This window comes from Paenibacillus sp. FSL H8-0315 (assembly GCF_038005365.1).
GTDB lineage: Bacteria > Bacillota > Bacilli > Paenibacillales > Paenibacillaceae > Paenibacillus_AQ > Paenibacillus_AQ odorifer.
This window is the reverse complement of the sequence record NZ_JBBOTA010000001.1, coordinates 2,418,992-2,439,302: the sequence shown is the minus strand read 5'-3', so window position 1 is coordinate 2,439,302 and position 20,311 is coordinate 2,418,992. Positions and strand designations below refer to the sequence as shown.

Here is a 20,311-nt window from a genome sequence, read left to right as displayed (position 1 = left end):
AGGAGTGGTACTTCATGGAAGAGGTAAAATGGGGTTTAATCATGCCGTTAATTATTCTGCAGGCTTTGCTTGCTATTATTGGTCTGATATCTCTGGCCAAAGCGGATAACGTTCGTGGTCCAAAATGGATGTGGATTATTATCATTATTTGCGGAAATATATTAGGCAGCGTAGCTTATTTCACAATAGGAAGGAAAGATGTCTGATGTCACTCCTTCAAGTTAAGAATTTGCGCAAAAGCTATGGGGCGCATATTTCCGTAAATGATATAAGCTTTGAAATTGAGAAAGAACGGTGCGTCGCTTTACTGGGGCCTAACGGTGCTGGGAAAACGACCACACTTCGTATGCTGGCAGGGCTGCTAGAACCCACCTCTGGAATGATTTCATTTGAGGGGAGCCGTCCTGGAGCCGAATATCGCAGAGGATTAGGATATGTGCCACAGTCCCCAGCTTTTTATGGTTGGATGACTGGACATGAATATGTTGTTTTCGCTGCAAAGCTTAGTGGAATGGGAACCAAAGACGCAACCAGCAGGGCATTGGAATCGCTCGAGCGTGTAGGGCTTAAAGGTGATGCTCGTCGCCGGATTGGTGGATACTCCGGTGGGATGAAGCAGCGGCTGGGTCTGGCTCAGGCGCTTGTGCACCGGCCTCGTCTGCTGTTGCTTGATGAGCCTGTATCTGCACTTGATCCGATTGGCCGCAGAGAAGTAATGGGACTGCTGCGGGAGATACGTGAAGAGACAACTGTAGTTTTTTCTACACATGTGCTGCATGATGCAGAAGAAATTTGCGATGATATTATTTTAATGAATCAGGGCTTGATTGCTGAGAAGGGGTCTTTATCACAGCTGCGTACACAATACAGCCTTCCTGTTATTCGTTTACGTACAGAGAAGCAAGAAAAAGCTATTCAGTGGCTGGAGTCTCTTGCTGCCAAACCGTTTGTACTAGAGACTCAGTTGTTCGGAGATCAGGCGATTTTTAATGTGAACGATGTAGACATGGCCCGATGGACGATTCTGCAAGAAGCGGCGCAGCTCGAAATTCCATTACTGCAATTTGAAGCGGGTTCTTCCACGTTAGAGGATTTATTTATGAAGGTGGTGGGAGTATGAGAAGCGCCTGGGTCCTTTATCGCAAAGAAATGCTCGAAATGGCTCGCAGTTATAAGTTAATCTGGATACCTGTCGTTTTTATCCTATTAGGTATTATGCAGCCGTTAACTACTTATTATTTGCCGGAAATATTAAAAGCTTCAGGTGATGTTCCCCCAGGTCTGCTAGAGGGGTATGAAATACCGAGTGCCGCAGCTGTGATGGCGCAATCTCTGGGACAGTACGGAACGATCGGAATGTTAGTATTGGCGCTTGGCGCGATGAATGTTTTAGCCGGTGAGCGCTATAGCGGAACTATGGAATTAATTCTGGTAAGGCCGGTTTCTCCAGCCGCAATAGTGTTCGCTAAATGGGCAGCGCAGCTGACCCTGTTGATCGTTGCTCTAGGATTAGGTGCAGCGGGCGCAGCTTACTACACGGAGCAGTTGATTGGTTCACTATCTTGGGGAGATGTCATCGCAGCTTCTGGAGTATATGGATTATGGCTGTTATGTGCTGTCTCAGCTACGTTGTTGTTTAGTGGATTTTTAAAATCTCCAGTTGCCGCCTTTTTAGCATTAGCGCTAATGGCAGGATTATCATTAGGGCAAAGCTTATTACCTTCATGGTTTGAATGGGCACCTGCGGGGCTTTCCGGGTTATCGGCTGGAATTCTTATGGCTGGAGAAGGCTTCAGGGTTGGACCCTATCTTTCAGCAGCTATTTTGATCTTGATTTGTTTAGTGGGTGCTGCACTTTTGACAAGGAAGAATAACTTACCCGCTTGAACCATAAGTTATATTTTTATTAAATATAGTATATTTTCATAGAATTTGTAGGATCGGCCAGCCTTCAACTAGACAGTTCTATCTTTTTTTAGTAGACTGTTGAAACAAGCAAAATCTTGAAAGATTTTGGGGTTAGGAGGTAGGGCGATGCTGCGTTTAGGAGAGAAGATTGTCATTGTTGCGGACGCTTTCGAGCAGAGTCTTCCTATCGGGGAATACGGCTACCTAATTGCTTACGACCGCAATCCCGATAATGCGTTTGACTATGTTATTCGTGTACCAGAGGCTAATAGGAACTTTTATGTTCCGGCTGAGGACATTGAGGCGGAAGAACATTTATTAGTAGCTGAGGCTGAGAGAGCAACGCATGAAGCGTTGATTGATTATGCTTTGTCCACGTACAATGAGAAGCTGTTCCATCATTTGATGAACGGTGAAGATATGGATATAGAAGAGACGGAATCAACGTCAAGCGAAAGCATGTCCCAAGCGGATTTCATCAAACAAGTGAATCTTCGAGCTTGGATTTAAGGAAGGCCGGCGCAAGCCGGCTTTTTTGTTTTGTCATACCGCTGCTAAATGCTGTGAAATCACTGACTGTCAAAACCCTTCTCTATGAATATACTAACGATACGCTCCTTTAAAATGTGTAGGAATCCCCTTCACTTTGATAAAGGAGCGTTTGTTTTACAGCCCATCATTGAATTGTCCAAGCTTCTACAATATAATTAAAAACGTTATCCGGGCGCTTTAGCCCTTTAAACAGGAGGGATTTTTCTTATGAGCATTACCGTTAAAGATGTGCAGCATGTGGCCAAGCTGGCTCGTCTGCAGCTGAGCCCGGAAGAAGAGGCAACCTTTACAGAACAAATGAATGCTATTTTACAATATGCCGAGAAATTAAATGAGCTAGATACGGAGAATGTAAAGCCGACCACGCATGTGCTGCAAGTCAGCAATGTAATGCGGGAGGATGTTGTGAAGGATAGCCTTACGCAAGAGGAAGCACTTCTTAACGCTCCAGATGATGAAGACGGACATTTCAAGGTTCCAGCTGTTTTGGAATAACTACATAATTAGAAAGGGGGAAGAATCTTGAGCCTGTTTCAAAATCGATTGCCTGAAGTACACCGCATGTTAACTGCTAAAGAGGTATCGGTCAGTGAACTGACTGAAGAATCGCTGGCGATTATCGCTGAGCGGGATAAGAACGTAAATGCATTTTTGACCTTGAATGAGGAGGGCGCTCGTAGCACTGCACGCGCTTTGGACGACAAACTGGCATCCGGAGCAGCACGTGGGTTGCTGTTTGGTCTTCCTGCTGGAATCAAGGATAATATTGTAACTAAAGGCCTGCGCACAACTTGTGCCAGCCAATTTTTGAGCGACTTCCAGCCGATTTATAACGCTACTGTAGCTTCTAAACTGCAGCAAGCAGATGCCGTAACGATCGGTAAATTAAATATGGATGAATTCGCAATGGGCGGATCTAATGAGAACTCAAGCTTTGGTCCTGTACGCAATCCTTGGGATTTAGAGCGTGTGCCCGGCGGTTCCAGTGGCGGATCTGCAGCAGCAGTAGCTGCGGGCGAAGTGTTCTTCTCACTAGGTTCGGATACTGGGGGTTCCATCCGCCAGCCCGCTTCCTATTGTGGTGTTGTAGGTCTCAAACCTACTTACGGTCTTGTATCACGTTACGGGCTGGTAGCCTTTGCCTCCTCACTAGATCAGATTGGACCATTAACACGTAATGTAGAGGATTCTGCCTATGTGCTTCAAGCAATTGCTGGTTATGATGCCCAAGACTCTACTTCGGCTAAAGTAGAAATTCCTGATTATTTGAGTTCACTTACTGGTGATGTTTCCGGACTTCGCATTGCTGTTCCTAAGGAATACCTGGGAGCAGGTGTCGATGCTTCTGTGCGTGAGACAGTTTTGTCTGCACTTAAAGTGCTGGAAGGAATGGGTGCTGTCTGGGAGGAAGTTTCATTACCACATACAGAATATGCAGTAGCAGCTTATTATTTGCTGTCCTCTTCGGAAGCTTCATCTAACCTCGCGCGTTTTGACGGTGTGCGTTATGGCGCACGTGTAGATGAAGGCGGAGGATTGCTTGATCTATATCTTAATTCCCGCAGCCGCGGCTTTGGCCCTGAGGTTAAACGTCGTATTATGTTGGGTACTTATGCACTCAGCTCCGGGTATTACGATGCTTACTATTTAAAAGCACAAAAGGTGCGTACTTTGATTAAACAGGACTTTGATGACATCTTTAAAAAATATGATGTGGTCATCGGCCCAACAGCACCAACGACAGCATTCAAATTGGGTTCACAGACTGAAGATCCGCTGACCATGTATCTGAACGATATTCTCACGATTCCTGTAAGCTTGGCGGGTATTCCGGCTGTGAGTGTTCCTTGTGGTTTTGCGGAAGGCATGCCTGTAGGTCTGCAAATTATCGGTAAGGAATTTGATGAGAGCACGATTTTGCGTGTCGCTCATGCTTTTGAACAAAATACAGATCATCACAAGCAGCGTCCACAGCTGTAGTAAAGGAGGGAATGGGATTACTTATGTCTAAATACGAAACGGTCATCGGCTTGGAAGTTCACGTAGAGCTTCATACCAACTCCAAAATCTTTTGCGGATGCTCCACTGAATTTGGAGCCCCACCTAACACTCATACCTGTCCTGTCTGCTTGGGTCACCCCGGCGTATTGCCAGTGCTCAACAAACAAGCGGTAGAATACGCTATGAAAGCAGCGATGGCGCTGAATTGCACCATTGGTGATGTTAGCAAATTCGACCGCAAGAACTATTTTTACCCGGATTCACCAAAAGCTTATCAGATTTCACAATTTGATCAGCCTATCGGCCTGAACGGTTGGATCGACATTGAAGTTAACGGAGAGACCAAACGGATCGGCATTACTCGTCTTCATTTGGAAGAGGATGCAGGTAAGCTTACGCACGTAGATGGCGGTTTTGCCTCGCTTGTCGATTTTAACCGGGTGGGAACACCGCTTATCGAAATCGTATCCGAACCTGATCTGCGCTCCCCTGAGGAAGCTCGTGCTTATCTGGAGAAAATCCGTGCGATTATGCAGTATTGTGACGTATCCGATGTCAAGATGGAAGAAGGATCGATGCGCTGTGACGCGAACATCAGTCTACGCCCAGAAGGACAAGAGGAATTCGGCATTAGAGCAGAGCTTAAGAACATGAACTCCTTCCGCGGTGTATTGCGTGGACTGGAGTATGAACAATATCGTCAGGCTGAGATCCTGGATGATGGTGGAGTTGTTGTGCAGGAGACTCGCCGCTGGGATGAAGCACAAGGGAAAACATTATCGATGCGCGGGAAAGAAGAAGCGCATGATTATCGTTACTTCCCGGACCCGGACTTGATCGTTCTGCATATTGATGATGCTTGGAAAGAATCCATTCGTTCAACGATTCCAGAACTTCCGGATGCTCGGAAAGCACGTTATAGCGGGGAACTGGGCCTGACAGCTTATGATGCAGGCGTCATTACATCCTCTAAATTGTTAGCGGACTTTTTCGAAGGGTGTCTTGCCTATACGCAGGATGCCAAGGCTGTAGCTAACTGGATTATGGGTGACTTGCTTGCCTATTTGAATGGTAATAATCTGGAGTTGTCGCAGGTACAAATTACACCACAAGGGCTAGGCGAGATGATCGGGCTGATTGCAGCCGGAACCATCAGCAGCAAAATCGCTAAAACAGTATTTAAAGAAATGCTAGAGAGCGGTAAACTGCCAGCTGTTATCGTTGAGGAAAAAGGTCTAGTGCAGATCAGCGATGAAGGTGCCATTAAAGGGATAGTGGAAGCAGTCGTAGCCGCCAATCCGCAATCAGTGGAAGATTATAAAGCGGGTAAACAGAAAGCAATCGGCTTCCTGGTCGGACAAGTCATGAAAGAAAGTAAAGGTAAGGCGAATCCGGGTCTTGCTAATAAACTTCTCATCGAGGTATTGAGCAGCTAAACGTTGTCGTCTGTAAAAGGACGCCAGCGGCGTTTATAATTGGGGTAATATACTTATGTAATAAGCTAAGGGCTTGTCGGCAACGGCAGGCCCTTAGCGGCATATAAGGGGACTGGTTAGGATGAATACAATTAACAAGCTAAATCTGCAGGATGAAAGCACCGTTAATGAATTATGGAGTCTTCAGCATAAGGCCTATAGACTGGAAGCTGAACTAATAGGCTTTCGTGAAATTCCACCTCTGATGGAGACGAGAGAAATGCTCAGCAGCTCTAAAGAGGATTTTTATGGCTGCTTCGATAAAGATGAGGAACTAATGGGTGCTGTTGCTGTAGAGGAAGAATCTCCTGGCAAATTGACGATTACACGAATGATGGTGGGGCCGGACTTTTTTCGTAGAGGTATCGCTAGCCATCTTTTGGAATATGTATTTGAGCATTTTGCAGGGATGGAGCAATTCATTGTGTCGACAGGCAAAAAGAATACACCTGCCGTTTCGTTGTACAGTAAACATGGTTTTCTGCCTACCGGTGTGGAGGAAGTCGCTCCAGGAGTTGAATTGATTGAATTTCATCGGAGTGGTTCTCTTTGAAAAAAGATATTCATAGACAACTATTTACGAAAGGAGGAGTCCAAAATGAAACATGACTCTGCAATGCTCCCAGAGCAGGAAGAACTGCAAGGTTCTGTTGATATAGAGACTAAGGAAAATGAGATACAGAAGAGGATTATTCCTCCGCGTCCGAAGCGGCGCCACCGCAAACGTAAATTTATTGCTGGACTGCTGGCAGCTCTCATCCCTGGGACGGGGCATTTGTATTTTGGGCTTCTCCGAAAAGGGATCACCTTCATCTTTCTAATTCTTTTGGATATCTCAGCTTTATTGTATTTCTCATCCATCGGGATGCAGATCAATGTTCCACTGCTTATTTTACTTGCGCTCATTATTCCAGTGATCTATTTCTATAACGTGTATGACGTATTGCAATCAGCGGACAGGCTTCTTCGCTTCCCAGAGGATCATGATCTTGATATTTCTGTGACCAAAGCAAACGAGGCTCCTAAACGTCGTAGTATCGTCAGCGAGCCTGGGATATCCTTTGGACTCTTATTGCTCTTAGGGGGCGCCCTGCTTATTCTGTTCCGGCAGAAACCAACATGGCTCCAGTTCTTTATTGAACATTATGCCGAAATGGCCGTGTCTGTCATTTTAGTATGCGGTGGCTTATTTATAGGAGCTAGAGAAATTGCCAGAGCAGTTGTGCAGCGTAAAGACAATGAACCTCGCAAGCGGCGCGTGGGAAGATATACGGCTTCTATATTACTGATAGCTATTTCTGTTCCTTTGTTTTTGGATTGGAGAGAGGGAACTGACTATATGCTCCTGCTCTTGAAGTGGTGGCCAGTCATCCCGGTGATATGGGGGATTGAGTTCCTGCTGATGTTTATCTTCTCTAACCGTTCAGCCAAGGGAACCAGAATCAGATTGGATTTACGTGGACTTTTATCTGCTATATTGCTAGCTGCGAGTGTATTTATTGTTGCAGAGCAAGAACATTATTTATATCTATGGAAAAATGTCAGTCTAAACCTGACGGCAGCTGCAGTGGACTATGGTGAGGCTAAAGGCAGCAAATATCAGAAAGCCCCGCTAATTGTTCCGGTGGAATTAAATACAGCCAAAATATCTATTGATAGTATTAATGGTGATATTTTATTACACCGTGCTCCAGTGGATGATATTCAAATTACGACGACAGTTTGGGTAGATCAGTTGGATGGGCCGATGGCTGAAGCTATATCAGAACAGTCCTTTGTGGACGTTGTTGAAGGGCCCAACATAAAAATCACCTCGAATAGCAAGGCCTATGGAGAATCCGGTAAACGCCAGCCACGCATGGATTTAGATATTTACTTGCCGGAGGATCGCCGCTTTAACCTCGATGTTCGCACTATGAATGGCGGGATCACGTTGCAGAATGTAGAAGCCATTGAAGACATTTCTCTGGAAACGGGGAATGGAGAGCTGATCCTTCATCGTATCTTTGGTAATGTTAAGGGAAAAACACTGAATGGAGCTGTCCGTGCCAGATCTGTTCAAGGCAGCGTTGATTTAACAACGAGCGGAGGCAATATGAATGCTTGGGATGTTACCGGTGCTTTGAAATTATCGACGGCTGTCGGCAATATTAGTGCGATCGGAAATAGCAATGATATCGATATTACTACCAAAAACGGTAATTTAGAGGTTGATGGAGCCAGATCCAAGCTACATGCCGAATCTCTAAATGGTACCATTGATGTTCGCTCTTCTGATGTCGCTGGAGATTGGGACATTTATAGCGCAGTTGGTGACATTCAATTGTATTTACCGATGTTAAGCAACTATACAGTGAATGGATCCAGTGGATATGGAGATATTACTTCAGATTTGCCTGAACTTACAATTGATAAGAAAAAAGTATCAGGTGAAGTGGGGACCGGCGAGTTCAAGCTTCATGTTGAAGGAAATAGCAATCTAAATGTTAGGAAATATTGAAAAAAGTAATTTTTCTTATATAATAATAAATATAATGTATAGACTTCGTTGACAATATTGAAAAATCGGTCTTACAATCTTAAAAAGTATTTCTTTTATTTTTAAATTCAAAAGGCGGTGACAGTAATGGGGAGTGGAGTACAACATGCACTGGAACAATTAAAGACAACAGGTGTCCGTATAACGCCCCAGCGTCATGCGATTCTTACGTATTTGATGGAAGCAATGAATCATCCTACAGCTGACGATATATACCGGGCGCTAGAGCCGAAATTTCCGAGCATGAGCGTAGCAACTGTATATAATAATCTCAAGATGTTTATGGAAGCCGGCATGGTTCGCGAGTTGACCTACGGGGATAGTTCCAGTCGTTTTGATGCCAATGTATCTGATCATTATCATGTCATCTGTCAGCTATGCGGTAAGATTGAAGATTTTAGTTATCCTTCGCTTCATGATGTAGAGATACATGCAGAGCAGGAAACGGGCTTCAAAATTACGGGTTTGCGTATGGAATTGCATGGAGTTTGCAAATGTTGCAGAGAGAAGCAACAATAAGACAGAATACTACTGTACTTAAGGGCGTATAGCCAAGCTACACAATAAACGTGTGAAATCCGAAAGCGGAGGACTCACGTTTTTATTTTTTTCAAAATAACAAAATATAGTGAAAATGACTAACTTATACTGGTTATCCGGAACCAAGTGGATGTTATAATCGTATTGTTAGACTTAACTTAAAATCATCTAATATTTGGAGGATATATTTTGGACAGAAGATATAGACAGAAACGCGTCAAAAAGCGCGGAGGTCTTTTCCGACGCTTTTTTGGACTTTTGCTCATTGCGGCAGCAGCTTATTGGGTTGTGTTTTTTGTATTGCCAAATCGCCAGCACATCGATCCAGACTGGAAAGGCCTAGAACATCCTATCTTCGTAAAAGGAGAGCTAACAGGATATTCCGCCTCAGGGACCGGTGATAGCATGCTTTTACCTCTACCATTACTGCAGGAACATGTGGACTCATCTATTCGTTATGAAGAAAAGACTAAATCGGTCATCTTATCAACGGAAAGTGAACTTCTATATATGCAAGAGGATAAAACCAATGCTAGTCTGAACAATCGTCCGCTGCAGCTACGGCTGGCACCTGAAGTTAAGGAAAAGATAACTTATCTTCCTGCGGATGTTTTAGAAGACCTGTATGGGTTTGAGATTCAAGAGGATACGACTACCGGGGCTGTGCTGTTAATGACAGCAGGGGAGAGTGTACCGCTGGGGAAAGTGAAAGGTGAAGCAGGTGATAAGACAGTCGCTCTTCGCAGCGAAGCGTCGATTCACGCACCCATCGTGGCCGATATGTCCCCAGGTGCCATCGTGAGTATTTGGAATAAGGAAAATGAGGACTGGCTGTATGTGCAGTTAAGCAGCGGTTATGCGGGTTATGCCAAGGTCAGTGATATTATCTCAGACGGTCAAAAGACAGTGGAACCCAAAAGCACCACTCCCTCACGGGCAGAACGAAGCTGGAAAGGGAAGTCAGTGAATTTGTATTGGGAAGCTGTTTATCAACGCAAACCTGACCCAAGTACATTCGGTGAGCTTCCGGGCGTTAACGTGGCTAGCCCGACTTGGTTCAGTATCATAGATGGTGATGGGAATGTGCGCAGTCAGGCTGATAGTGCGTATGTGCAGTGGGCCCATGAGCGCGGTTTGGAAGTATGGGGGCTGCTCAGCAATAGCTTTGAACCAGACATAACCACTGAGGCATTGTCGAGCTATGAGAAGCGGATGAACGCGATCGTACAGATCCTCGAGTATTCAGATTTATACAAGCTGGATGGAATTAATATTGACTTTGAGAATGTATATACGAAAGACGGGGAGAATGTTACACAATTTATGCGAGAGCTAAAACCTATGGCTCAAGCCAAAAACTTAATCGTCTCCATAGACGTAACCCCTAAATCTAACAGTGAGATGTGGTCAGCATTCCTTGATCGTAGAGCTCTTAATTCAGTAGTTGATTATCTTATTGTTATGGCTTATGACGAGCATTGGGCTGCTAGTCCTGTAGCAGGCTCTGTTGCGTCTCTGCCGTGGGTAGAAAGCTCGTTAAGCCGGATCATAGAGGAAGACGATGTGCCGCCTGAGAAGCTGATTCTAGGGATTCCACTGTACACTAGAATCTGGACTGAGGCCCAGGTGGATGGCAAGACCAAAGTAAGCTCTAAATCGGTTAGTATGAATGCCGTTGAAAAAATTATTAAAGAGAAGAAGCTGACCCCAACCTTTGATAAGGCAGCAGGGCAGAATTACGTTGAGTATAAGGAGGATGGCGCTCTTAAAAAAATATGGATCGAAGACAAAGTTTCTTTAGAAGCTAGAGTTGAGCTTGCTAAGTCTTTAGGGCTTGGTGGCATTGGTTCATGGAATCGCAGCTTTAGTAATCCGTCTGCGTGGGAGGCATTACAAGGGATTCATAAGTAATTATTATTTCATTTATAATGAACAAAGGGGCTCCCAATACGGGGGCCCCTTTGTTGTATTAAGCAAATGTTTGATCGCATTATAAATCGCTAGTAATAAGCTTCTGTAAGATGTGTTTTATTGATTAAGCTGCTGACTCTTAAGTTGTTCCGCAGTAATATTGGCCTCAGCTGGATCCATAGTAAGGATGGTATGGCAGAACATACAGCGGTCTGTTTTGCCCAGCATTTTGGTCAGCTTGTGACATTCAGGGCATTCCAGTTGGACTGCGCTAGTTGACAGCATCCCAGCCCAGAAATAGATTGCAAGACTTGCCATCATTGAGATTAAACCGATTACAAGACCGATTCCAGCGAATACTTTTCCAGTTGAGCCCCAAAACACGATGCCCGCTGTACCCAAAACCATAAGTCCCATTCCGAGCATTGTGAGCAGTAATCCCCATGTGCGAAAAGCGTTGATCTTAGCCGTTTTAAACTTCATGAGTGTTTGCTCCTAACTAAATATAGTTGGGTTGTCCAGAAGGAACTGTCTTTCATATGTAGAATAATAATTATAACTGAATTATAACTGACTGGACGCAAAATCGCCAAATTTAATGGAGGGAAGCATGGAACTGTCCAATGTAACTTTGTTGAGTGGAGAAACGTTTGATGAGAATGTTTTAGGAGCGGTCGTATTGCGGCAGAATGGGGATATTCCGTTTCAAAGCGCACTTCTTCAAGATTTTGATATGGTAGTGTTAGTTTTGCATGAAGAACAGGATAGAGAGCATATTGTTCGCCATACCATTGCCGGTGACCAACGGACCCAGTCAGTCCATATTGGCCTTTTTGCTTTGGAGCAGGCTGTTATGGCAGGGGATAATAACGAACTTCTTATCAGTTTGATGAGGGGGGAAGTGATCTGGGACCCCAAGGGAATACTAGAGGAAATGCGACGTGAGATACTGCAATTTGAAGGACCGATCAAGGAACGGGTCGCATTTATGGAGTTTGCTCGCTTTTTGCATATGTATGTGAAATCCAAGCGCTATATAGAGGCTGGCTTTATTATGGATGCTTACAACTGTGTATTGATAGCCTTATACCATTGGGCAAGAATAGAAGTGAGTGAAGTGGGTGCTTTCCCCGAGCCAGCTATTTGGGAGCAGGTTAAAAGCATGAATACCTCTGTTCATAAACTTTATGAGGAGTTAACGATCAGTACTGAGACCTTAGAGCAACGTGTGGAGCTTGTGCTTCTTGCATGTGAATTTGGGATTATGTCCAAAATGACGGACTGTTGTCTATTGCTCTTTAATATTTTGAATAGCCGTAAGGAAGCATGGAGCATTAAAGAATTACTGCAGCATTCAGGTCTGAGTCAATTAGAGTCTGAACTACCCCTTGTTTTACGAAAGCTGGTTTCTCGTTCGCTAATCCGAGAGATTACATCTTGGGCTGATGTTCACGAGGGAGAAGGGCATGCGATCCGCTATACATTATAGAGATGAATTAGATACAGCAGAAGATGTTTAATTATAGAGAGATGAGCAAGGATAGGGAGAGGCTGAGCACTCTCTTTTTGTTTGTTTACTAATATGAAACGCTCATATTTATTCAGAAAAATTAATGGTTGACTCTTTCCTTGTTCATGTGTTAAATTATAACTCGTCCCTCTGACACAGAGATGTGCTTTCGAAAACATTCGAAAGACAACCAAAAAAAGAAATTAAAAAAAAGGTTGACTAAAACGAGGACGCTGTGATATATTATAAAGGTCGCTGCTGAACAACACATCGACGAAATAAACAGCTTGATCTTTGAAAACTGAACAACGAGTGAGTAGGAAATCACGCAAGTGAAATCCAAAATTAGAGAATTAATTTTCTCGTCAGATGTTTCAAAATGAGCATATCGCTCTTTTCAATACTAATTGGAGAGTTTGATCCTGGCTCAGGACGAACGCTGGCGGCGTGCCTAATACATGCAAGTCGAGCGGAGTTATTTTGAAAGCTTGCTTTCAAAATAACTTAGCGGCGGACGGGTGAGTAACACGTAGGCAACCTGCCCTTCAGACTGGGATAACTACCGGAAACGGTAGCTAATACCGGATAATTTCTTTTTTCTCCTGAGAGAAGAATGAAAGACGGAGCAATCTGTCACTGAGGGATGGGCCTGCGGCGCATTAGCTAGTTGGTGGGGTAACGGCCCACCAAGGCGACGATGCGTAGCCGACCTGAGAGGGTGAACGGCCACACTGGGACTGAGACACGGCCCAGACTCCTACGGGAGGCAGCAGTAGGGAATCTTCCGCAATGGGCGAAAGCCTGACGGAGCAACGCCGCGTGAGTGATGAAGGTTTTCGGATCGTAAAGCTCTGTTGCCAGGGAAGAACGTCCGGTAGAGTAACTGCTACCGGAGTGACGGTACCTGAGAAGAAAGCCCCGGCTAACTACGTGCCAGCAGCCGCGGTAATACGTAGGGGGCAAGCGTTGTCCGGAATTATTGGGCGTAAAGCGCGCGCAGGCGGCTATTTAAGTCTGGTGTTTAAACCTTGGGCTCAACCTGAGGTCGCACTGGAAACTGGGTGGCTTGAGTACAGAAGAGGAAAGTGGAATTCCACGTGTAGCGGTGAAATGCGTAGATATGTGGAGGAACACCAGTGGCGAAGGCGACTTTCTGGGCTGTAACTGACGCTGAGGCGCGAAAGCGTGGGGAGCAAACAGGATTAGATACCCTGGTAGTCCACGCCGTAAACGATGAGTGCTAGGTGTTAGGGGTTTCGATACCCTTGGTGCCGAAGTTAACACAGTAAGCACTCCGCCTGGGGAGTACGGTCGCAAGACTGAAACTCAAAGGAATTGACGGGGACCCGCACAAGCAGTGGAGTATGTGGTTTAATTCGAAGCAACGCGAAGAACCTTACCAGGTCTTGACATCCCTCTGAATCTGCTAGAGATAGCAGCGGCCTTCGGGACAGAGGAGACAGGTGGTGCATGGTTGTCGTCAGCTCGTGTCGTGAGATGTTGGGTTAAGTCCCGCAACGAGCGCAACCCTTAACTTTAGTTGCCAGCAGGTAAGGCTGGGCACTCTAGAGTGACTGCCGGTGACAAACCGGAGGAAGGTGGGGATGACGTCAAATCATCATGCCCCTTATGACCTGGGCTACACACGTACTACAATGGCCGGTACAACGGGAAGCGAAGCCGCGAGGTGGAGCCAATCCCATCAAAGCCGGTCTCAGTTCGGATTGCAGGCTGCAACTCGCCTGCATGAAGTCGGAATTGCTAGTAATCGCGGATCAGCATGCCGCGGTGAATACGTTCCCGGGTCTTGTACACACCGCCCGTCACACCACGAGAGTTTACAACACCCGAAGTCGGTGGGGTAACCCGCAAGGGAGCCAGCCGCCGAAGGTGGGGTAGATGATTGGGGTGAAGTCGTAACAAGGTAGCCGTATCGGAAGGTGCGGCTGGATCACCTCCTTTCTATGGAGAATCGTTCTCTGCAATGAGAACATTCAAATCGGAAGCTAAGCTTCCAAAACTCAGGTTTAGGCCTGTTACTCACTCGTTGCTCAGTTTTGAGAGTTTAAGCTCTCAAGTAAGACTTGATCCTTGAAAACTGGATACCGAAACGAATTTGCGTTTTAGAACATCTTTTAGCAACTTGTGTAAACAAGTAAATGTTATTAGTGAGATGATTCCAAAGAGAATGTCATCGTATGATATTTTCCTGCGGAAAAATCAAGGTTAAGCTAATAAGAGCACACGGAGGATGCCTAGGCGCCAGGAGCCGACGAAGGACGTGGCGAACAACGAAACTGCCTCGGGGAGCTGTAAGCAAGCTTTGATCCGGGGGTGTCCGAATGGGGAAACCCAGCTGTGGTAATTCGCAGTTACTCATTTCTGAATACATAGGAAATGTAGAGGCAGACCAGGGGAACTGAAACATCTAAGTACCCTGAGGAAGAGAAAACAATAGTGATTCCGTCAGTAGCGGCGAGCGAACGCGGAACAGCCTAAACCTAAGAGCTTGCTCTTAGGGGTTGTGGGACGTCTCACATGGAGTTACAAAGGAATATGGTAGGTGAAGAGGTCTGGAAAGGCCCGCGATAGAGGTAAAAGCCCTGTAACCTAAACTGTGTTCTCTCCGAGACGGATCCCGAGTAGTGCGGGGCACGTGAAACCCCGTATGAATCCAGCAGGACCATCTGCTAAGGCTAAATACTACCTGGCGACCGATAGTGAAACAGTACCGTGAGGGAAAGGTGAAAAGCACCCCGGAAGGGGAGTGAAATAGAACCTGAAACCGTGTGCTTACAAAAAGTCAGAGCCCTATTAATGGGTGATGGCGTGCCTTTTGTAGAATGAACCGGCGAGTTACGTTTAACATGCAAGGTTAAGCCGAGAAGGTGGAGCCGCAGCGAAAGCGAGTCTGAATAGGGCGAATTAGTATGTGGACGTAGACCCGAAACCGTGTGATCTACCCCTGTCCAGGGTGAAGGTGCGGTAACACGCACTGGAGGCCCGAACCCACGTACGTTGAAAAGTGCGGGGATGAGGTGGGGGTAGCGGAGAAATTCCAATCGAACTCGGAGATAGCTGGTTCTCCCCGAAATAGCTTTAGGGCTAGCCTCGGTATAAGAGTAGTGGAGGTAGAGCACTGATTGGGTGCGGGGTCCGCAAGGATTACCAAGCTCAGTCAAACTCCGAATGCCATATACTTATTGCCGGGAGTCAGACAGTGAGTGCTAAGATCCATTGTCAAAAGGGAAACAGCCCAGACCATCAGCTAAGGTCCCCAAGTGTGTGTTAAGTGGGAAAGGATGTGGAGTTGCACAGACAACCAGGATGTTGGCTTAGAAGCAGCCACCATTGAAAGAGTGCGTAATAGCTCACTGGTCGAGTGACTCTGCGCCGAAAATGTAACGGGGCTAAACACACCACCGAAGCTATGGCTAGATACGTATGTATCTGGGGTAGGGGAGCGTTGTGTAGGGGTTGAAGGTGTACTGAAAAGAGCGCTGGACACTACACAAGTGAGAATGCCGGTATGAGTAACGAAAAGATCAGTGAGAATCTGATCCGCCGAAAGCCCAAGGTTTCCTGAGGAAGGCTCGTCCGCTCAGGGTAAGTCGGGACCTAAGGCGAGGCCGAAAGGCGTAGTCGAAGGACAACAGTTTGAAATTACTGTACCACCGTAATCCGCTATGAGCGATGGGGTGACGCAGGAGGGTAGTGACGCGGACTGATGGATGTCCGTCTAAGCAGTGAGGCTGATGTGTAGGCAAATCCGCACATCATTAAGGCTGGGCTGTGATGGGGAGCGAAAATTATAGTAGCGAAGGTCATGATCTCACACTGCCAAGAAAAGCCTCTAGCCAGGAGAAGGTGCCCGTACCGCAAACCGACACAGGTAGGCGAGAAGAGAATTCTAAGGCGCGCGGAAGAACTCTCGTTAAGGAACTCGGCAAAATGACCCCGTAACTTCGGGAGAAGGGGTGCCCCGGTAGTGTGAATAGCACGAGGGGGCCGCAGTGAAAAGGCCCAAGCGACTGTTTAGCAAAAACACAGGTCTGTGCGAAGCCGCAAGGCGAAGTATACGGGCTGACGCCTGCCCGGTGCTGGAAGGTTAAGGGGAGTGGTTAGGGGTAACCCGAAGCTATGAACCGAAGCCCCAGTAAACGGCGGCCGTAACTATAACGGTCCTAAGGTAGCGAAATTCCTTGTCAGGTAAATTCTGACCCGCACGAATGGCGTAACGACTTGGGCGCTGTCTCAACGAGAGATCCGGTGAAATTTTAATACCTGTGAAGATGCAGGTTACCCGCGACAAGACGGAAAGACCCCATGGAGCTTTACTGCAGCTTGATATTGAATTTGGGTACGATCTGTACAGGATAGGTGGGAGCCGTAGAAATCGGAGCGCAAGCTTCGGTGGAGGCGCCGTTGGGATACCACCCTGATCGTATCTAGGTTCTAACCTAGTGCCCTTACCGGGTACGGGGACCGTGTCAGGCGGGCAGTTTGACTGGGGCGGTCGCCTCCTAAAGAGTAACGGAGGCGTTCCAAGGTTCCCTCAGAATGGTTGGAAATCATTCGCAGAGTGCAAAGGCATAAGGGAGCTTGACTGCGAGACCTACAAGTCGAGCAGGGACGAAAGTCGGACTTAGTGATCCGGTGGTACCGCATGGAAGGGCCATCGCTCAACGGATAAAAGCTACCCTGGGGATAACAGGCTTATCTCCCCCAAGAGTCCACATCGACGGGGAGGTTTGGCACCTCGATGTCGGCTCATCGCATCCTGGGGCTGAAGTAGGTCCCAAGGGTTGGGCTGTTCGCCCATTAAAGCGGTACGCGAGCTGGGTTCAGAACGTCGTGAGACAGTTCGGTCCCTATCTGTCGTGGGCGCAGGAAATTTGAGAGGAGCTGTCCTTAGTACGAGAGGACCGGGATGGACGTACCGCTGGTGCACCAGTTGTTCCGCCAGGAGCATGGCTGGGTAGCTACGTACGGACGGGATAAGCGCTGAAAGCATCTAAGCGTGAAGCCCCCCTCAAGATGAGATTTCCCAATTAGTAAGACCCCTTGAAGACGACGAGGTAGATAGGTTGGAGGTGGAAGTGCAGCAATGCATGGAGCTGACCAATACTAATCGGTCGAGGGCTTATCCTATAGTTAGAATGCAGATTCGTTTCGGATTCAGTTTTCAGGCATCAAGCCTGGTATGAATATTCCCTGATAGCTCAGTTGGTAGAGCACTCGACTGTTAATCGAGTTGTCACAGGTTCGAGTCCTGTTCGGGGAGCCATATGGAGAGGTGTCCGAGTTTGGCCGAAGGAGCACGATTGGAAATCGTGTAGGCGCCACAAGCGTCTCGAGGGTTCGAATCCCTCTCTCTCCGCCACAAATTTTTAATTAGTATGGCCCGTTGGTCAAGGGGTTAAGACACCTCCCTTTCACGGAGGTAACATGGGTTCGAATCCCATACGGGTCACCAAATTTTCACTTGATTTATCCTAGTGGACTTTGGTACAATAACAATTGTTGTTTATGGAGGCTTAGCTCAGCTGGGAGAGCATCTGCCTTACAAGCAGAGGGTCGGGGGTTCGATCCCCTCAGCCTCCACCATAACACTTTCTTACTGACGCGGGGTGGAGCAGCCCGGTAGCTCGTCGGGCTCATAACCCGAAGGCCGCAGGTTCAAATCCTGCCCCCGCAACCAATTAACTTAAGCAATTATATCTTTTGGAACCGTGGTGTAGTTGGCCTAACATGCCTGCCTGTCACGCAGGAGATCGCGGGTTCGAATCCCGTCGGTTCCGCCATTTTCATCATGGCTCGGTAGCTCAGTCGGTAGAGCAGAGGACTGAAAATCCTCGTGTCGGCGGTTCGATTCCGTCCCGAGCCACCATTTATCATCACAAAAGAATGAGTGCCATGCCGGTGTAGCTCAATTGGTAGAGCAACTGACTTGTAATCAGTAGGTTGGGGGTTCAAGTCCTCTCGCCGGCACCATCCTTGGAGGATTAGCGAAGTGGCCAAACGCATCAGACTGTAAATCTGCTCACGTGAGTGTTCGGTGGTTCGAATCCATCATCCTCCACCAGTTTTTAGGGGCATAGTTTAAAGGTAGAACAACGGTCTCCAAAACCGTTGGTGTGGGTTCAATTCCTGCTGCCCCTGCCAAGTTCTTTCTAAAGTTTAATATGGCGGCCGTGGCGAAGGGGTTAACGCACCGGATTGTGGTTCCGGCATTCGTGGGTTCGAGACCCATCGGCCGCCCCATTTACTTTAAAATGAATAATGGCAACAATATCAACTTAATATGGCGACTGTGGCGAAGGGGTTAACGCACCGGATTGTGGTTCCGGCATTCGTGGGTTCGAGACCCATCAGTCGCCCCATTTTACTTTAAAATGTTATTGGGGATTAGCCAAGCGGTAAGGCAACGGACTTTGACTCCGTCACTCATAGGTTCGAATCCTATATCCCCAGCCATTTTATGCGGACGTGGCTCAGCGGTAGAGCATCGCCTTGCCAAGGCGAGGGTCGCGGGTTCGATTCCCGTCGTCCGCTCCAAAATTTACATGGCGCCATAGCCAAGTGGTAAGGCAAAGCTCTGCAAAAGCTTTATCCCCAGTTCAAATCTGGGTGGCGCCTCCATTTAGTTCATATGTGCCGGCGTGGCGGAATGGCAGACGCGCTCGACTCAAAATCGAGTGGGAAACCGTGGAGGTTCGAGTCCTCTCGCCGGTATCTTAAAAAGGTTTGTAAGATTGCTTTTATAAGCATTCTTACAAACCTTTTTTCTTTATGTTCTTGGGTTTACAGCATTAAGCCGTTGAAATAGAGAAACTCTCTATTCAACGGCTTTTTTAATCTGATTAGTGATTAACCTGATTGATTATTAATGCGGAATGCTCGCGGAGTAAGACCTATTTCTCGTTTAAACATATTGCAGAATTGGGCATCGTTCACAAAACCTGCAGCAGCGGATACTTCAGAGATTTGCATCTGAGTATGACGTAATAGAGATTTTGCATAATCCAGGCGTTTTAACAGCAAATACCGCAGGGGTGAAGACCCGAAACGTTCTTTAAATAGATGGCGAAAACGATCGTAACTATATCCGGACATTTCTGATAGTGTTTCGACGGACAATTTATGGCGATAATGCTCATTCATATAATTAAGGACATATTGTACTCGATCTTCTGTTGGGGATTGATATCCAGAGGCACTAAGAAGCCTCATAAGATGGACGGTAATCTCGCTCATTTGTAGGTTTAGAAGCTCAGAGAATCCGTCTTGCTTGCGTGTAAACTCTGCTTTCATTCGCAGCAGGATTTGAAGAACGGTCTGATCTTTATCATCTTCATATACGCCGAGCAGATTACTCATATTAGGGTGTTCTGAGTGGAAGCCTACAAATAATACATTTGCATCCTCACGGTGGTGCTCGTCATGTTTATGATTGGGTGGCACAAGCGCGAAAGAAGAGGAGCGAAAATGGTAACTTCGTGGGCCAACATTGGTTGTCCCTACCCCCTGTAAATAATAGACTAGTTCGTAGCATTCATGCTGGTGTGGAGGGATATAAGTATTTAGCTCATGTGTGGCACTTACAATATATAGAACACGATCCATGATGATCCTCCAATACTTATGTTTTAGCCGAATCGTACAAAACTATGACCGAAATCATATAATTATTTTTAATAATATTTGTTATGATCGTATCAATAAATCCGAAAGTTCGCAACCTGACTGGCCATCTCGTTCGGAAATAAAGCGGATTATTAATAATAATGGTATTTTTATTGCTATTTTTGAGCCTAAACGTTAAATTTATTACTTTCAATGATACTTTATTTGGAAAAAAGAGAATTTCCATTT

At 46.4% G+C, this 20,311-nt stretch carries 14 protein-coding genes, 16 tRNA genes and 2 rRNA genes; 30 read left to right on the top strand and 2 right to left on the bottom strand.

Features of this window, described 5'->3' with window-relative positions; genetic code table 11:
- Positions 1–14 precede the first annotated feature (14 nt).
- The 11 genes from MHB56_RS10510 (at position 15) to MHB56_RS10460 (ending at position 10,926) form a co-directional block, all read left to right on the top strand.
- Positions 15–206, top strand: a complete 192-nt coding sequence (locus tag MHB56_RS10510) for a PLDc N-terminal domain-containing protein (RefSeq protein WP_036680175.1) — start codon at positions 15–17, stop codon at positions 204–206.
- On the top strand, positions 206–1,120 hold the full coding sequence (locus MHB56_RS10505) for an ABC transporter ATP-binding protein (protein WP_076128642.1): 915 nt from the start codon (positions 206–208) through the stop codon (positions 1,118–1,120). The genes MHB56_RS10510 and MHB56_RS10505 overlap by 1 nt, the downstream gene beginning before the upstream one ends.
- Entirely contained in the window at positions 1,117–1,887 is a 771-nt protein-coding gene (locus MHB56_RS10500; protein WP_076128640.1) for an ABC transporter permease subunit, read from the top strand. Before MHB56_RS10505 ends, MHB56_RS10500 begins: the two co-directional genes overlap by 4 nt.
- Positions 1,888–2,034: 147 nt before the next feature.
- Complete coding sequence (locus MHB56_RS10495; RefSeq protein WP_036680170.1) at positions 2,035–2,418, top strand: hypothetical protein; 384 nt, start codon at positions 2,035–2,037, stop codon at positions 2,416–2,418.
- Between the two features lie 249 nt (positions 2,419–2,667).
- Positions 2,668–2,955: an Asp-tRNA(Asn)/Glu-tRNA(Gln) amidotransferase subunit GatC gene (gene gatC, locus MHB56_RS10490; RefSeq protein WP_036680166.1), complete on the top strand. Its 288-nt coding sequence runs from the start codon at positions 2,668–2,670 to the stop codon at positions 2,953–2,955.
- A gap of 27 nt (positions 2,956–2,982) precedes the next feature.
- Positions 2,983–4,440 (top strand): Asp-tRNA(Asn)/Glu-tRNA(Gln) amidotransferase subunit GatA, encoded by a 1,458-nt coding sequence (gene gatA / locus MHB56_RS10485; protein ID WP_076128638.1) that lies wholly within the window; start codon positions 2,983–2,985, stop codon positions 4,438–4,440.
- A gap of 11 nt (positions 4,441–4,451) precedes the next feature.
- A complete protein-coding gene (gatB, locus tag MHB56_RS10480) occupies positions 4,452–5,897 on the top strand; it encodes an Asp-tRNA(Asn)/Glu-tRNA(Gln) amidotransferase subunit GatB (RefSeq protein WP_076179766.1) in 1,446 nt (481 codons plus the stop codon).
- Positions 5,898–6,018: 121 nt separating this feature from the next.
- Entirely contained in the window at positions 6,019–6,489 is a 471-nt protein-coding gene (locus MHB56_RS10475) for a GNAT family N-acetyltransferase (protein WP_076280551.1), read from the top strand.
- Positions 6,490–6,534: 45 nt separating this feature from the next.
- Positions 6,535–8,436 (top strand): DUF4097 family beta strand repeat-containing protein, encoded by a 1,902-nt coding sequence (locus tag MHB56_RS10470; RefSeq protein WP_341143554.1) that lies wholly within the window; start codon positions 6,535–6,537, stop codon positions 8,434–8,436.
- Between the two features lie 126 nt (positions 8,437–8,562).
- Complete coding sequence (perR, locus tag MHB56_RS10465; RefSeq protein WP_036680160.1) at positions 8,563–8,994, top strand: peroxide-responsive transcriptional repressor PerR; 432 nt, start codon at positions 8,563–8,565, stop codon at positions 8,992–8,994.
- A gap of 210 nt (positions 8,995–9,204) precedes the next feature.
- A complete protein-coding gene (locus tag MHB56_RS10460) occupies positions 9,205–10,926 on the top strand; it encodes a glycosyl hydrolase family 18 protein (protein WP_340394618.1) in 1,722 nt (573 codons plus the stop codon).
- Positions 10,927–11,043: 117 nt separating this feature from the next.
- Here MHB56_RS10460 and MHB56_RS10455 read toward each other — a convergent pair whose 3' ends face one another.
- Positions 11,044–11,409 carry a DUF2614 family zinc ribbon-containing protein gene (locus tag MHB56_RS10455; RefSeq protein WP_036680151.1) on the bottom strand — a complete coding sequence of 122 codons (366 nt, stop codon included), beginning with the start codon at positions 11,407–11,409 and terminating at the stop codon, positions 11,044–11,046.
- A gap of 127 nt (positions 11,410–11,536) precedes the next feature.
- Between MHB56_RS10455 and MHB56_RS10450 the strand changes: the two genes are divergently transcribed.
- The 19 genes from MHB56_RS10450 to MHB56_RS10360 all read left to right on the top strand — a co-directional run bounded on the left by MHB56_RS10450 (position 11,537) and on the right by MHB56_RS10360 (position 19,171).
- Positions 11,537–12,415: a nucleotidyltransferase-like protein gene (locus MHB56_RS10450; RefSeq protein WP_280753539.1), complete on the top strand. Its 879-nt coding sequence runs from the start codon at positions 11,537–11,539 to the stop codon at positions 12,413–12,415.
- A gap of 425 nt (positions 12,416–12,840) precedes the next feature.
- A 16S ribosomal RNA gene (locus tag MHB56_RS10445) occupies positions 12,841–14,398 on the top strand.
- 262 nt (positions 14,399–14,660) lie between these two features.
- Positions 14,661–17,587: ribosomal RNA gene (locus tag MHB56_RS10440) — 23S ribosomal RNA — on the top strand.
- Together the 16S and 23S rRNA genes with 16 tRNA genes alongside form the textbook arrangement of a ribosomal RNA operon.
- A gap of 60 nt (positions 17,588–17,647) precedes the next feature.
- Positions 17,648–17,723 (top strand) — tRNA-Asn (locus MHB56_RS10435).
- A gap of 3 nt (positions 17,724–17,726) precedes the next feature.
- Positions 17,727–17,819: transfer RNA gene (locus MHB56_RS10430), tRNA-Ser, on the top strand.
- A gap of 18 nt (positions 17,820–17,837) precedes the next feature.
- Positions 17,838–17,912, top strand: a tRNA-Glu gene (locus MHB56_RS10425).
- A gap of 55 nt (positions 17,913–17,967) precedes the next feature.
- Positions 17,968–18,043: transfer RNA gene (locus tag MHB56_RS10420), tRNA-Val, on the top strand.
- Between the two features lie 17 nt (positions 18,044–18,060).
- Positions 18,061–18,137, top strand: a tRNA-Met gene (locus MHB56_RS10415).
- Between the two features lie 25 nt (positions 18,138–18,162).
- A tRNA-Asp gene (locus MHB56_RS10410) sits at positions 18,163–18,240 on the top strand.
- A 10-nt stretch (positions 18,241–18,250) separates the two neighbouring features.
- A tRNA-Phe gene (locus MHB56_RS10405) sits at positions 18,251–18,326 on the top strand.
- Between the two features lie 28 nt (positions 18,327–18,354).
- A tRNA-Thr gene (locus MHB56_RS10400) sits at positions 18,355–18,430 on the top strand.
- 5 nt (positions 18,431–18,435) lie between these two features.
- Positions 18,436–18,521 (top strand) — tRNA-Tyr (locus MHB56_RS10395).
- A gap of 6 nt (positions 18,522–18,527) precedes the next feature.
- Positions 18,528–18,601 (top strand) — tRNA-Trp (locus MHB56_RS10390).
- 23 nt (positions 18,602–18,624) lie between these two features.
- Positions 18,625–18,700 (top strand) — tRNA-His (locus tag MHB56_RS10385).
- A 43-nt stretch (positions 18,701–18,743) separates the two neighbouring features.
- Positions 18,744–18,819, top strand: a tRNA-His gene (locus tag MHB56_RS10380).
- A gap of 19 nt (positions 18,820–18,838) precedes the next feature.
- Positions 18,839–18,913: transfer RNA gene (locus MHB56_RS10375), tRNA-Gln, on the top strand.
- A gap of 6 nt (positions 18,914–18,919) precedes the next feature.
- Positions 18,920–18,994 (top strand) — tRNA-Gly (locus MHB56_RS10370).
- A 10-nt stretch (positions 18,995–19,004) separates the two neighbouring features.
- Positions 19,005–19,078, top strand: a tRNA-Cys gene (locus tag MHB56_RS10365).
- A gap of 14 nt (positions 19,079–19,092) precedes the next feature.
- Positions 19,093–19,171, top strand: a tRNA-Leu gene (locus MHB56_RS10360).
- A 135-nt stretch (positions 19,172–19,306) separates the two neighbouring features.
- On the opposite strand, the gene MHB56_RS10355 is transcribed toward MHB56_RS10360, so the two are convergent.
- A complete protein-coding gene (locus tag MHB56_RS10355; RefSeq protein WP_076130295.1) occupies positions 19,307–20,062 on the bottom strand; it encodes an AraC family transcriptional regulator in 756 nt (251 codons plus the stop codon).
- Between the last annotated feature and the right edge of the window lie 249 nt (positions 20,063–20,311).